The organism is Larkinella humicola, from assembly GCF_008727875.1.
In the GTDB taxonomy this organism is placed as follows: domain Bacteria; phylum Bacteroidota; class Bacteroidia; order Cytophagales; family Spirosomataceae; genus Larkinella; species Larkinella humicola.
The window spans coordinates 1,582,317-1,595,127 of the sequence record NZ_VTWS01000001.1; the positions used below are offsets into that span (position 1 = coordinate 1,582,317).

General features: G+C 48.8%; 14 protein-coding genes. 11 read left to right on the forward strand and 3 right to left on the reverse strand.

Going from position 1 to position 12,811, the window contains the following annotated elements; translation table 11 throughout:
* Positions 1-203 precede the first annotated feature (203 nt).
* Positions 204-869, reverse strand: a complete 666-nt coding sequence (locus F0P93_RS06765) for an ABC transporter ATP-binding protein (protein WP_150875573.1) — start codon at positions 867-869, stop codon at positions 204-206.
* 165 nt (positions 870-1,034) lie between these two features.
* Between F0P93_RS06765 and sucC the strand changes: the two genes are divergently transcribed.
* Entirely contained in the window at positions 1,035-2,258 is a 1,224-nt protein-coding gene (sucC, locus tag F0P93_RS06770; RefSeq protein WP_138990874.1) for an ADP-forming succinate--CoA ligase subunit beta, read from the forward strand.
* A gap of 118 nt (positions 2,259-2,376) precedes the next feature.
* On the opposite strand, the gene F0P93_RS06775 is transcribed toward sucC, so the two are convergent.
* Positions 2,377-3,195: a M48 family metallopeptidase gene (locus F0P93_RS06775; protein WP_150875574.1), complete on the reverse strand. Its 819-nt coding sequence runs from the start codon at positions 3,193-3,195 to the stop codon at positions 2,377-2,379.
* Positions 3,196-3,344: 149 nt separating this feature from the next.
* On the opposite strand from F0P93_RS06775, the gene F0P93_RS06780 reads away from it, so the two are divergent.
* The 10 genes from F0P93_RS06780 (at position 3,345) to F0P93_RS06825 (ending at position 11,481) form a co-directional block, all read left to right on the forward strand.
* The gene (locus F0P93_RS06780; protein WP_138990876.1) at positions 3,345-3,956 is read left to right on the forward strand and encodes a fumarylacetoacetate hydrolase family protein; all 612 of its coding nucleotides are present in this window, start codon (positions 3,345-3,347) and stop codon (positions 3,954-3,956) included.
* Between the two features lie 50 nt (positions 3,957-4,006).
* Positions 4,007-5,971: a M23 family metallopeptidase gene (locus F0P93_RS06785; protein ID WP_225309388.1), complete on the forward strand. Its 1,965-nt coding sequence runs from the start codon at positions 4,007-4,009 to the stop codon at positions 5,969-5,971.
* 66 nt (positions 5,972-6,037) lie between these two features.
* Entirely contained in the window at positions 6,038-6,487 is a 450-nt protein-coding gene (bcp, locus tag F0P93_RS06790; RefSeq protein WP_150875575.1) for a thioredoxin-dependent thiol peroxidase, read from the forward strand.
* Positions 6,488-6,560: 73 nt separating this feature from the next.
* Positions 6,561-7,418 carry a transketolase gene (locus F0P93_RS06795; RefSeq protein ID WP_150875576.1) on the forward strand — a complete coding sequence of 286 codons (858 nt, stop codon included), beginning with the start codon at positions 6,561-6,563 and terminating at the stop codon, positions 7,416-7,418.
* 1 nt (position 7,419) lies between these two features.
* Entirely contained in the window at positions 7,420-8,376 is a 957-nt protein-coding gene (locus tag F0P93_RS06800; protein ID WP_150875577.1) for an AAA family ATPase, read from the forward strand.
* Positions 8,370-8,936, forward strand: a complete 567-nt coding sequence (locus F0P93_RS06805) for a DUF4276 family protein (RefSeq protein ID WP_150875578.1) — start codon at positions 8,370-8,372, stop codon at positions 8,934-8,936. Before F0P93_RS06800 ends, F0P93_RS06805 begins: the two co-directional genes overlap by 7 nt.
* The gene (locus F0P93_RS06810) at positions 8,933-9,892 is read left to right on the forward strand and encodes a transketolase family protein (protein ID WP_150875579.1); all 960 of its coding nucleotides are present in this window, start codon (positions 8,933-8,935) and stop codon (positions 9,890-9,892) included. Before F0P93_RS06805 ends, F0P93_RS06810 begins: the two co-directional genes overlap by 4 nt.
* A gap of 94 nt (positions 9,893-9,986) precedes the next feature.
* Positions 9,987-10,547 carry an RNA polymerase sigma factor gene (locus tag F0P93_RS06815; RefSeq protein ID WP_114405802.1) on the forward strand — a complete coding sequence of 187 codons (561 nt, stop codon included), beginning with the start codon at positions 9,987-9,989 and terminating at the stop codon, positions 10,545-10,547.
* Between the two features lie 44 nt (positions 10,548-10,591).
* Positions 10,592-11,035 (forward strand): hypothetical protein, encoded by a 444-nt coding sequence (locus tag F0P93_RS06820; RefSeq protein ID WP_150875580.1) that lies wholly within the window; start codon positions 10,592-10,594, stop codon positions 11,033-11,035.
* Between the two features lie 32 nt (positions 11,036-11,067).
* Positions 11,068-11,481, forward strand: a complete 414-nt coding sequence (locus F0P93_RS06825) for a hypothetical protein (RefSeq protein WP_150875581.1) — start codon at positions 11,068-11,070, stop codon at positions 11,479-11,481.
* Between the two features lie 84 nt (positions 11,482-11,565).
* On the opposite strand, the gene F0P93_RS06830 is transcribed toward F0P93_RS06825, so the two are convergent.
* Positions 11,566-12,810, reverse strand: a complete 1,245-nt coding sequence (locus tag F0P93_RS06830; RefSeq protein WP_150875582.1) for an adenylate/guanylate cyclase domain-containing protein — start codon at positions 12,808-12,810, stop codon at positions 11,566-11,568.
* Position 12,811 lies beyond the last annotated feature (1 nt).

Here is a 12,811-nt window from a genome sequence, read left to right on the forward strand (position 1 = left end):
TCATGGCTTTCTGATTTACTCAACGTTATGAAAAACTTTTCTTTTCGATGCAAATATATACTATTAGTTATAATATAAAATCCAAAAAGGTTAAAAAAATTTTACATGATCAATTTATCCCTCGTTACACCCTCACTATCAACCCATTAAACTACCTGCAAAAACCGATAACTAGCCTTCAAAATAAGTACTAATACTCATTTTTATTCATCCACTATGGAGCCGTCGCGAATTGTAAGCCTTCGGTCGGCCATATTGGCCAGCAAATCGTTGTGCGTTACAATCACGAATGTCTGTCCCAACTCATCCCGCAGCCGAAAAAAGAGCTTGTGCAGTTCCTCGGCATTGTGCGAATCGAGGTTTCCACTGGGTTCGTCGGCAAAAATAATGGCCGGGGTGTTGATCAGCGCCCGGGCCACTGCCGTCCGTTGTTGCTCCCCTCCTGATAATTGAGACGGCAAATGGTGCCTGCGGTCACTTACTCCCAAAATATTTAATAATTCTTCGGCTCGCTCCCGCACCTTTTTGTCCTCATGCCCAGCAATATAACCGGGTAAACAAACATTTTCCAGAGCCGTAAATTCGGCCAGGAGGTTGTGAAACTGGAACACAAACCCGATCCGTTCGTTCCGAAACCGGGCCATTTCTTTTTCATTCAGGCTAAACACATTCTTTTCGGCTAGCGTAACCTGACCGGAATCAGGCCGGTCGAGCGTCCCCAGAATGTGGAGAAGCGTACTTTTCCCGGCTCCGGAAGCGCCGACAATCGAGACAATCTCGCCGGCCTGAATATTTAAATTAATGCCTTTCAAAACGGGCAAATCGCCGTGGGAACGAGTCAGGTTAACAGCTTTCAGAAGCGGGTCCATAAGAGAATGATTGATGTCAGATTTACCGTTTCTGGTGTAGCGCAACGAAGTTCATATCACATGTAAATTGAAACTCACGACCCGAAACTCAGAACTATAACAGATTAATTTGTTAAGTTTACCGCGAAAATAGCTTTTTTTTCACCATTCCTTGTTTCGCTCAATATGAACATTCACGAGTACCAGGGTAAAGAGATATTAAAAAACTACGGTGTCCGTGTTCAGGAAGGAATCGTAGCCGAATCACCCGAAAAAGCCGTTGAAGCCGCCAAGCTGATTATGGCGCAAACCGGTTCCAAGTTTGTTGTAATCAAATCCCAGATTCATGCCGGCGGTCGCGGGAAAGGCAAAATCCGGGGTTCGGAGCAACGTGGGGTTCAGTTGGCCAAATCCGTCGACGATGTTCGGGATATTTCCAAAAATCTGATCGGTAACGTCCTGATTACGCACCAGACCGGCCCTGAAGGAAAAAAAGTAAACAAAGTGCTGGTTGCACAGGATGTTTACTACCCGGGCGCTTCTGAACCGAAAGAATATTACATCGGTATTCTGCTGGACCGGGCAAAGGCCTGCAACGTCATCATGGCCAGCACCGAAGGCGGGATGGACATTGAGGAAGTTGCGGAACACACGCCCGAAAAAATCTTCAAGGAATGGGTTGATCCGGCCATCGGTTTGCAACCTTTCCAGATCCGGAACATTGCTTTCGCGCTGGGTTTGCAGGGTGAAGCCTTCAAGGAAATGGTGAAATTCATCGGGTCGCTCTACAAAGCGTATACGGAAACGGATTCGTCCATGTTTGAAATCAACCCGGTTTTGAAAACGTCGGACAACAAAATTCTGGCCGTCGATGCGAAAGTCAATCTGGACGACAATGCGCTGTATCGCCACCCCGATCTGATCCACCTCCGCGACATTACGGAAGAAGATCCCCTGGAGGTCGAGGCAACGGCCAATGACCTGAACTATGTCAAACTGGACGGTAACGTGGGCTGTATGGTCAATGGAGCCGGTCTGGCGATGGCCACAATGGATATCATCAAACTGTCGGGTGGCGAACCGGCCAACTTCCTCGATGTGGGGGGAGGAGCCAATGCCAAGACGGTGGAAGCCGGTTTCCGGATCATCCTGAAAGACCCGAACGTCAAAGCAATTCTGATCAATATTTTCGGTGGTATCGTTCGTTGCGACCGGGTGGCGACGGGTGTTGTGGAAGCCTACAAAGCCATCGGCGACATTAAAGTGCCGATCATCGTTCGTCTGCAAGGTACAAATGCGGAAGAGGGCGCGCGAATCATCGACGAATCCGGCCTGAAAGTGTTCTCAGCCGTTCAGTTAAAAGATGCAGCGGCACGGGTGAAGCAGGTGCTGGAAGATATGGGTGAGTAAAAAGTAAAAAGCGTTCTTTCGCGGAGTTTAGCGGAGAAAAAAAGGAGTTAAGCAGAGAAATTTGTTCTTCGCTTAACTCCTTTTTTTCTCCGCTAAACTCCGCGAAAGAACTTACTCTTTATCTTTTGTAATACTTCATCGCGTCGGGCATTTGTTTTTCCAGGTCACGAATCCGGCGCTCATCAGACGGGTGGGTAGACAAGAATTCAGGCGGTTTTTGACCCGACCCGGCTTTGGCCATCCGGCCCCAGAAACTGACGGCTTCCTGCGGATTGTAGCCCGCCATTGCCATAAAAATCAGCCCCAGTTTGTCGGCTTCGGATTCCTGTGCCCGGCTGTGGGGCAGCGCACGGCCTACCTGATACGCAATCGGAAGACCAGCTCCAACGGCTTGCAACAACAGCGCATTGGTTTGGCTCCGCTGGTTCTGTGATAGCGACCCCAGCACCAACTGCCCGCCCTGCATCAGACCATTTGCCAGCAAGCCTTCACTCATGCGCTCATTCCCGTGTTCGGCAATGGCGTGTGATACTTCATGGCCCATAACGGCAGCAACACCGGCTTCATTTTGGGTGTACTTCAGAATACCGGTGTAGAAAGCTACTTTTCCGCCCGGCATACACCAGGCGTTCACCTGGGGACTTTCAATCAGATTGAACTCCCACTGAAAGCCTTGAAGACGGTCGCTAAGGTTATTGGCAGCCATATACGATTCAACGGCTTTTTGAATCCGGTTACCCACCCGTTTGATCATATCTTCCTGTCCGCCGGAACGAACCACTTTACTGGTGTCCAGTACTTCTTTATAGTTGGTAAAACTCAGCGGTAACATCTGCGCATTCGGAATTAGTACCAGTTGATTCCGGCCCGTAAGCGGGACTTTCTGACAGGCAATGACAAGGCCAAGCAGTAGCATGGCCATAATCGCTCTTTTCATGGTTAGAATATGATAGTGTTTATATTGAGACGTCAAAACTACCTATTAGAGACTGTTCAGGGCCCCACTTTGTTCATTTTTTTTGAGAAGCTTGCGGTTGAGCCGTCTTTCCTGTTTAGATTTGTGCCAGCAGAAAAAGTTTAAAGCGCATGAAAATCATTGCCGTCGGGCGGAATTACGCCGAACACATTAAGGAGCTTAACAACGAACAACCCGAAGATCCGGTGATTTTCACCAAACCGGAGACGGCAATTCTGCGCCCCGGTGATCCGTTTTTCTACCCCGATTTTTCTACCGATGTCCACTACGAAGTTGAAATTCTGGTTCGAATCAGCCGGACGGGAAAAAACATCGAGCAAAAATTTGCGCATCGGTATTACGATGAAATCGGCATCGGTGTCGACTTCACGGCCCGCGATTTGCAGTCGAAACTGAAAGCCAAAGGGCTGCCCTGGGATCTGGCCAAAGGCTTTAACGGTTCGGCTCCCATGTCGACGTTTATTCCCAAAACGGATTTCCCGGATTTGCACAACCTGAATTTTCGACTCGACGTCAACGGCGAAACCCGTCAGGCGGGCAATACGTCGATGATGTTGTTTCAGATCGATTACCTGATTTCTTTCGTTTCAACCTATTTCATGTTACTTCAGGGCGATATTCTTTTCACCGGAACTCCGAAAGGCGTTGGACCCGTCCACATTGGCGACAAACTGACGGCGTATATCGAAGACCGGAAAATGTTAGAATTTGATGTAAAATAGTGAATCGCCAAGGCTGAGGGATTATGGTAGAAATAGTGAGATGTAAGCTGGTGCAGTGGTTCCTTTCCGGCATTTTCCTGTTTGTTTACGCAGCCGGTTGGGGGCAAATTCGCGACAAACACATTTTAAAGGCCGTCCAACCCGGTTATTTTCTGTTTCCCATCATGCCGGGCGAAGCCAATTCGCTGTCGGGCGGTTTGGGCGATCTTCGTCCGAATCACTTTCACGCCGGTATCGACATCCGGACGGCTCAGCGCGAAGGGCTGGAGGTCTACGCAGCCGCCGACGGTTACGTTTCACGGATTGCGGTTTTTACCGGTGGATACGGCAACGTCATCTTCATCAAACATCCCAACGGCCTGACCACAGTTTACGGTCACTTGAAAACCCTGAACGATACACTGGCTCAATTTCTACGGGCCGGGCAATACAAAAAGCAGTCGTTTGAGATCGATCTACGCCCGGAACCCAACCAGTTTCCGGTTAAAAAAGGCGAAATCATTGCCCTGTCGGGCAATACCGGTGGATCGGGGGGGCCACACCTGCACTTCGAAATCCGCGACGACAAAAACAACCTGCTCAATCCCTTGTTATTTGGTTTTCAGGAAATTGAAGACGAACTGCCGCCTTTTTTCGAACAGATTGCCCTCCAGCCTTTAACCCCTTCGTCCCGCGTGAATGGGCAGGCGGGTCGACTGCCCCTCACTCCTATTCGCCGACCCAATGGCGATTGGGTGCTGACGCAACCGATTTCGGCTTCGGGTTTGCTGGGCCTGGAAGTGCTGGCGCACGACCGCACCTCGGGCTCACCTTTCAAAAACGGATTGACCTGCATCGAAATTCAGTTGGATAACCGGGAAGTGTTCGCCTACAACATGAACAACTTCCCGAACGAGGAAACCCGGCTGATCAACCTGCACATGAACTACGGCGTCGAGCAGTTGACGGGCCAGCGTTTTCACCGGTGTTACATCGCAGATGGCAACACGCTGGATTTGTACCGGTATAATCAGACACGCGGTAAACTTCCGCTGTTCGACGGTCAATCCCACGAGGTGACCATTACGTTATACGATTGCTCTCAACACACGACCACGTTGCGGTTTACGGTTAATCCTGAGGCAGAGAATTCGCCCATCGCAAAATTAACCCCGAGTAAATTACCCACCGCGCTGTTCAGTTCGGTGGAGGAAAACACCCTGATCATCCGGGCGCGGAATTTGCCAACGGCAACCGCCCCTACGGCTCAGGTGTACCTGAGTGGTGCCACACTGGATGCACCGGTACAGTATATTCGTGCCAATGAAGCGTACTACGTTGTTGATTTACAGAAACATCTGCCTGATTCGGTTCAGATTGGCAGAACCGTCCTGCCCCTGAATTTTAAGAAGCGGATTCTTCCGGGACAATCCGCTGCCTACAAAGATTCATCGATTACCGTTACCTTTCCATCCGAGAGTTTGTACGACACCCTCCATCTGGCGGTTTCGCATGGCGGAAACCGGGTATCGATCAATCAGGGAACCATACCGCTGAATGATTTTTTTGAGGTCAATTTTTTACCCACAGAACCGCTGGAAAATTCCGGAAAAACCCAGGTGTATCTCGTAAGCGGAAACCGAAAGTCATATGTTGGCGGTTTCTGGAAAGAGAACCGGTTTATTTTCAAGGCCCGCCAGTTTGGTACGTTCCAGTTGTTGACGGACTTAAAACCGCCGGTGGTGAAGATTTTAAGGAAAGATTACACGGCCATTGTCGCCACCGTTAAGGACGATTTATCAGGGCTGGATACCATCCGGGCACTGGTCAACGGCGAGTGGATTCTGATGCAATACGACTATAAACGAGCGTTGATCTGGTCTGATAAACTCGACCCGACCAAACCATTTGAAGGCACGCTGGTGCTGGAAGTGAAAGATCGGGCGGGTAATTTGACGACCGTAACGGCCCAGCTTCCACCCGCTCCCCGGCCAGTGGCGGTGGATTCAGCGGCTGTGTCGGATAAGGAAAATTAGGCTTTCGCAGACAATGTGCATTTTTTGCCGTTACTTGCCAGCCCGAAGACTGTAAACCTAAAAACTATGGCTCTCCAAATCGGCGACGCGGCTCCCGACTTCGAAACCCGCGATCAGAATGGCAACCCCGTCCGTCTGTCGGATTTCCGGGGCAAGAAAGTCGTTCTGTATTTTTATCCAAAAGATGACACGCCCGGTTGTACGGCCGAAGCCTGCAACCTCCGCGACAACTACCAGTATCTGTTGAAAGCGGGGTATGAAGTGCTTGGCGTGAGCGTCGATGATGAAAAGTCGCACCAGAAATTTATTAAAAAACACAACCTGCCGTTTGCGCTCCTGGCCGATACCGATCAAAAACTGGTGACGGCCTATGACGTCTGGCACGAAAAATCGATGTATGGCCGCAAATTCATGGGCATCGTCCGAACCACCTTCGTAATCGATGAAAATGGCGTTATTGCAGACATCATTACCAAAGTCGATAACGAGAATCACACCGAACAAATCTTAAAATAGAAGTGAAATTATAGACAAGAGAGTAAAGACTTCCATTGTCTTTATTCTCTTGTCTCAACTCTTTTGTCTGAATATGGAAATCCAACAATTACAACACGTTGCTACGCAGGTCCGGCGCGATATCGTCCGGATGGTACACGCCGTCAATTCCGGTCACCCGGGTGGTTCGCTGGGCTGCACCGATCTATTAGTCGCCCTGTATTTCGACGTCATGCGACTGAAACGCGACGAACAGGGTGCGGCTATTTTTGACATGAATGCCACCGACGAAGATGTTTTCTTCCTATCGAATGGCCACATTTCCCCGGTTTTTTACAGCGTTCTGGCGCGTTCGGGCTACTTCCCGATTGCCGAGCTGGCGACGTTCCGGAAACTCGACAGCCGCTTGCAGGGGCACCCGGCCACGGCAGAGCACCTGCCCGGTATCCGGATTGCTTCCGGTTCACTGGGTCAGGGTTTGTCGGTAGCCTGCGGGGCAGCTTTTGCCAAACGGCTGAACGGCGACGACAAACACGTTTACGTGCTGATGGGCGACGGTGAGCAGCAGGAAGGACAAGTTTGGGAAGCCGCTACGTTTGCGCCCCACCACAAACTTGGTAACCTGACGGCCATCATCGACTTCAACGGGCAGCAGATCGACGGGCCGACGAATCTGGTCATGAACAACCGGGATCTGGGTGCCAAATACCGCGCTTTCGGCTGGAACGTCACCGAAATGCAGGGCAATGACATGAATGACATCGTTAAGACGCTGCACGACTCGAAAACCGATGCGGAAGTGCCGACCCTGATTCTGATGCATACGGAAATGGGCTTTGGCGTCGATTTCATGATGGGAAGCCACAAATGGCACGGCGTTGCTCCGAATGACGAACAACTAGCGACCGCCCTAAACCAGTTGCCAATCACGGCCGGAATGGGAGATTATTAAGATGAAGATCAAACGCCTGGTCATCGAAAATTTCAAATCCATCGAACGGATTGAGCTCATCGAGCCCAATCCGTTCACGGTATTCGTCGGCCCCAACGGGTCGGGGAAATCGAATATTTTCGAGGCTTTGGAGTTTGTGAATCTTCGAGATAAGCTTGATTCGGTTCTTAGTTTATTTGGAGGCCCTCAAAATCTTTTGAGACGCCAAAATCGATCTGCCGATTTTGGCTTTAATTGCACGTTCAATGAACTAGAATCGCGAATTGGTTTTAGCTATGCAGCACATTATCCTACTAATAATGACCATAGGCAACATAAGCCAACAGCTGACTATCTAGAGTATAAGCAATTTTTCAACACTTTTACACGGCTATTTGTCAGAAATAAAAGGCTAGAAAAGTTGAATTTGAATGACAATCAGCGCTTATCGCTTTCAGCCGATAATCTCGAAAAGGTGTTGAAAAGAGTGCTTTCAGATAATATATTAAAAAACGAAATCTTCGAGTGGTTAGAATTGTTCATACCAGAATTCAAAGCTGTTGAAATAGACGAACGCGATGAACTTCATTGGTTTGAGGAATTTGCTCCAAACTACTTCATAAAAGAACTGATATCTGACGGTACCTATAATATTCTGGCAATGCTTACGGCAGTTTACCAAAGCGACGATAAACCTCAGTTTCTTTGCATCGAAGAGCCTGAAAACGGCCTGCACCCACAAGTTGCGGGTGAATTAGTTGATTTCTTTCGCATTATGTGCGAAGAGCGTGGGCATCATATTTGGCTGAATACCCATTCGCAGTCCATGATTGCCCGACTCCGTCCAGAAGAAATGGTGATCGTTGATAAAAAGAAAGGAGCAACCCGGATTAAACAGATTTCAAAAGAAGATTTTAAAAATTGGCGCATGGATGAAGCCCTGCTGACAAATGCTTTTGGAGGTGGGCTACCATGGTGAAAGTAGGGTTTATTTGTGAGGGAAAAACCGAAAAAGAAATTATTGAATCAACTAGTTTTCAAGAATGGCTAAATCAAAATAACCTTCATTGCATTGACCCGGTTTTTGATGTTGCAGGAAGTGGTAATTTGCTACCCCATCGCTTAAATGACGTGCGAGATGTGTTGCTCAGGAATGGAGCTGAAGTTCTTTGTGTTTTGACCGATCTAGATCAAGATCGATGCATTACAATGACTCGTCAACGCATAACCGAGCAGTCAAAACAACACATATTTGTATCAGTACGACAGATCGAGTCTTGGTTTTTGAGCGATTCGATTACGCTTCGCAAATTATTTTCTGATAATACATTTGAATTTGAAAGTCCGGAAGCCGAACCCAATCCCTTCTTTACCCTGAAGCGTTTGTTTGAAACCAAAACTCAACGCGGTGTTGGCACCAAACCCATGCTGGCTCGACGGATGATCAAATATGGCTTCTCCATCGAAAATGCCGCCAGCCACCCCCATTGCCCCAGTGCGAATTACTTTTTAACTAAATTGCAATCGCTTAGACCATGAAAAAATACACGTATACCGAAAAAAAAGACACCCGCTCCGGTTTTGGTGCGGGCATTCTTGAACTGGGCCGCACCAATCCCAACGTCGTTGCCCTGACCGCCGATTTGGCCGGATCACTCAAACTGGAAGGTTTTATTAAGGAATTTCCGGACCGCTACGTGCAGTGCGGGATTTCGGAAGCCAACATGATTGGCGTCTCGGCCGGGCTGACCATCGGCGGAAAAATTCCGTTTGCCACCACCTTCGCCAACTTTGCTACCGGTCGGGTCTACGACCAGATCCGGCAATCGGTTTGTTATTCGAACAAGAACGTCAAAATCTGTGCTTCCCACGCCGGTTTAACGCTGGGTGAAGACGGGGCCACGCACCAGATTCTGGAAGACCTTGGCATGATGAAAATGCTGCCGAACATGACTGTCATCAATCCCTGCGACTTCAACCAGACCAAAGCCGCCACCATCGCCATCGCCGATTACGAAGGCCCGGTTTACCTGCGGTTTGGCCGCCCGGTGGTGCCGATCTTCACGCCCGCCGACCAGAAATTTGAAATCGGGAAAGCCATTGTGCTGAATGAAGGACCGGATGTCTCCATTTTTGCGACGGGCCACCTGGTTTGGGAAGCCATCAAAGCCGGTGAAATCCTGGCCGAAGAAGGGATCGAAGCCGATATTATCAATATTCACACCATCAAACCGTTTGATGAAGAGGCCGTTCTCGCTTCCGTTCGCAAAACCCGGTGTGCGGTATCGGCCGAAGAACATCAGTTGAACGGCGGTTTGGGCGACAGCATAGCCCAGGCGTTGGCCCGCAACTATCCCGTCCCGCTCGAAATGATTGGCGTACACGACAGTTTTGGAGAAAGCGGAACACCCGATCAATTGATGCAGAAATACGGCCTGACCGCCGGGAAAATTGTTGAAGCGGCCAAACGAGCCATTGAAAGAAGAGTCGTTTAAAGTTTAAAGGGTTAAGGTTAAAGATGAACCGGAAAGCGATTCCGATAGACACTTTAAACCTGAAACCTTTAAATCTTAAACTTTAAACCAGCGTATGACTGACGAGGAGCTCCTGCAAAAATACCGCGATCCGCAAAGCCGGAATTATGCCTTTAATCTGATGGTGCGCCAGTACCAGCAGAAAATTTACTGGCATATCCGGAAGATGGTCATCGACCACGATGATGCGGATGATCTGGTGCAGGAGACGTTTATCAAAGTCTGGAATTCACTGGAAAACTTCCGGGGCGATTCGCAGTTGTATACCTGGATTTACCGGATTGCTACGAATGAATGTTTGAATTTTCTGAATAAAAAACGCCGTCGGTTTTTCCTGCCCATTGGCGATGTGGAAGGCGAATTGATGGAAAAGCTGGAAAGCAATTCCGACTATGTGACCTCCGGAAATGACCCCTCGGGCGAAGAAATTCAGATGAAACTGCAAAAGGCGCTCTTAAAATTACCTGATAAACAACGCCTTGTCTTCAACATGAAGTATTTCGATGATATGAAATATGAAGAAATTTCCGAAATTACGGGAACGTCGGTGGGTGCCCTGAAAGCATCGTATCACCTGGCGGTTAAAAAAATTGAAGATTATCTGAATACGAATTAAACCAGATACAGGCTTGCTTGTCAAACCGTTGTGCCTTTAAGACAATGGAACCGAAAAAACCAATACGACTTGACGAATTAGACCGGCAACATCCGCTGCGGCAACTGCCGTTTACGACGCCGGACGGCTACTTCGATACGCTCCCGACCCGGCTACAGACCGAAACCGCCCGCCGGTCACACCGTTTCACGATCAGTTGGTCGTGGCAACGCTCCGTGTCTACCCTGGCCGGGGCCGGTTTTGTGGCGGCTTTGATCTGGTTTACGTACCCGGAAAAACAGGAGTCGCTGGAACCCGAGTTGCTGAGCAAAGTGAGCACCGAATCTGTACTGGAATACCTCCAGGATCAGGACATCTATCTGGAAGATTATTCAGACCTGATCAAAACCCATGATATGCCCAATGATTCGACGCTGATTCATGAATTGCACGTTTCGCCGGAATCCATCCAACAATTGATTGAAGAAGACGGAACCGCAGCCATTTAATTATGATCGATCGTTTATTTTTAACCATTCCTATGAAATCGTTCACCCGCTTACTGGTTTTGTTCTTTGGTTTGTTGCTGACTCTGCCAGCAGCAGCGCAGAATCAGGATCGTCAGAAAATAGAAAGTGCTAAAATCGGGCTCATTACCAACCGCTTGAATTTAACCACTGAACAGGCTCCGCAATTCTGGCCCGTTTACAACGAATACAGCGACCGGCGGAGGGATATTTCCCGGCAATTGCGCAAATCGAGCAAGCCCGGTGGCAACGAAGCGATCAGCGAGTTGAACGAATCCGTCGAACTCAAACAAAAGCTGGTTGATTTGGAAAAGGAATACAACGCCAAATTTTTACGCGTAATTACGCCCCAGCAGCTTCAGGAGCTTCACAACACCGAGCGGATGTTCAATAAAATGCTGATCGACCGGCTAAATCCCCAAAACTAACATGAGTCGTGCGTTGCACGACAACCTCTTTGCTATACTACAACTACGACAAGCCCGACCAGATTGGCCGGGCGTTGTGTTTTTCTAGTCAACAAAATACATATCGATCTTTCCCTTGTTTTTCGCATCAATTTTGCCCCGGTGCCGGCATTGAAAATGATCTTTGATGTGTTCGTAGGTCGTCCCCGACACATTTACTTTCCCCACTTCGCCGTGTTGTTCCATGCGGGCAGCCGTGTTGACGGTATCTCCCCAAATGTCGTAGGCGAATTTTTTAAGCCCCACAATCCCGGCCACCACGGAGCCGGAATGAATCCCGATCCGAAAATCAAAGTAATGCAGATTGGTTGCCGCCCGCTCGGTCCGAGTCTGTTCCATGAAAGCGCGAATTTCCAGGGCGGCTTTCACCACTTCCCGGGCATTATCGGCGTACGGTACCGGCAAACCGCCCGCACACAGGTACGCATCGCCAATGGTTTTGATTTTCTCGATGCGGTATTTACTGATGATGTTGTCGAACGAGCGAAAGTAAAAGTCGATCTGATTCACCAGGGCTTCAGGCGTCATATCTTCACCATGCGCCGTAAAATTCTGAATATCAATGAATAAAACCGTCACCAAATCAAAAAAATGAGGAGTCGATTTGCCATTTTGCATAATCTCCTCGGCAATTTCGGACGGAAGGATATTCAGCAGCAACTCGTCGGATCGTTTCTTTTCCGCTTCAATCTGCTGGTTTTTCGCCTGAAGCTGGTTTAATGCGGTATTCTTGCCATTCTCGAAAACCAGCACGATGATGAAGCAAATGATGATCAGCCCAATCAAACTACTGGCACTAAAACTCAACTCCCAGGATGTATCATAATACATTTCCACAACGTTCCCGTTGGCGGCCAGTAACCATAAGGTGAGCGAAAACAGGCAGTTGTAAATGAGACAAATAACCGCGTTTCGCTGGCCGGCAACCAATAGAATCACCATGGGGGAAGAAATAAGCCATGGATGCGCCGGTGAATACGCTCCTCCACTGAAAAGAATGATGCTGTGCACGGTGATAGCCCCAACGATGCTGTAACCGTTGGCTACCCACTGAAAAGGCCGGGTACGCAGTTGGTACAGCAAAACGAAATACAAAATGCCGAACACAAACATGCCGATGACGCCCGGTATAAACGAAAACCGGATGGAATCCAGGGAGTAATAAAAGGAAAAGACTCCGGTAATAAAACAGGTGTATGCCAGCAGTTTATACCGGCGTAAGGTGATTTCGTCGGAAAAAGCTTCGGGGGGAATAAAACCGTAAATGTACTCCTGGAGTCGCTTCATCATG

Coding starts and splice junctions, on each gene's coding strand:
- F0P93_RS06795 (WP_150875576.1), top strand. CDS start 6,561: ATGGAAATCCAACAATTACAACACGTTGCTACGCAGGTCCGGCGCGAT.
- F0P93_RS06810 (WP_150875579.1), top strand. CDS start 8,933: ATGAAAAAATACACGTATACCGAAAAAAAAGACACCCGCTCCGGTTTT.
- F0P93_RS06805 (WP_150875578.1), top strand. CDS start 8,370: ATGGTGAAAGTAGGGTTTATTTGTGAGGGAAAAACCGAAAAAGAAATT.
- F0P93_RS06775 (WP_150875574.1), bottom strand. CDS start 3,195: ATGAAAAGAGCGATTATGGCCATGCTACTGCTTGGCCTTGTCATTGCC.
- bcp (WP_150875575.1), top strand. CDS start 6,038: ATGGCTCTCCAAATCGGCGACGCGGCTCCCGACTTCGAAACCCGCGAT.
- F0P93_RS06765 (WP_150875573.1), bottom strand. CDS start 869: ATGGACCCGCTTCTGAAAGCTGTTAACCTGACTCGTTCCCACGGCGAT.
- sucC (WP_138990874.1), top strand. CDS start 1,035: ATGAACATTCACGAGTACCAGGGTAAAGAGATATTAAAAAACTACGGT.
- F0P93_RS06800 (WP_150875577.1), top strand. CDS start 7,420: ATGAAGATCAAACGCCTGGTCATCGAAAATTTCAAATCCATCGAACGG.
- F0P93_RS06825 (WP_150875581.1), top strand. CDS start 11,068: ATGAAATCGTTCACCCGCTTACTGGTTTTGTTCTTTGGTTTGTTGCTG.
- F0P93_RS06830 (WP_150875582.1), bottom strand. CDS start 12,810: ATGATGAAGCGACTCCAGGAGTACATTTACGGTTTTATTCCCCCCGAA.
- F0P93_RS06815 (WP_114405802.1), top strand. CDS start 9,987: ATGACTGACGAGGAGCTCCTGCAAAAATACCGCGATCCGCAAAGCCGG.
- F0P93_RS06820 (WP_150875580.1), top strand. CDS start 10,592: ATGGAACCGAAAAAACCAATACGACTTGACGAATTAGACCGGCAACAT.
- F0P93_RS06780 (WP_138990876.1), top strand. CDS start 3,345: ATGAAAATCATTGCCGTCGGGCGGAATTACGCCGAACACATTAAGGAG.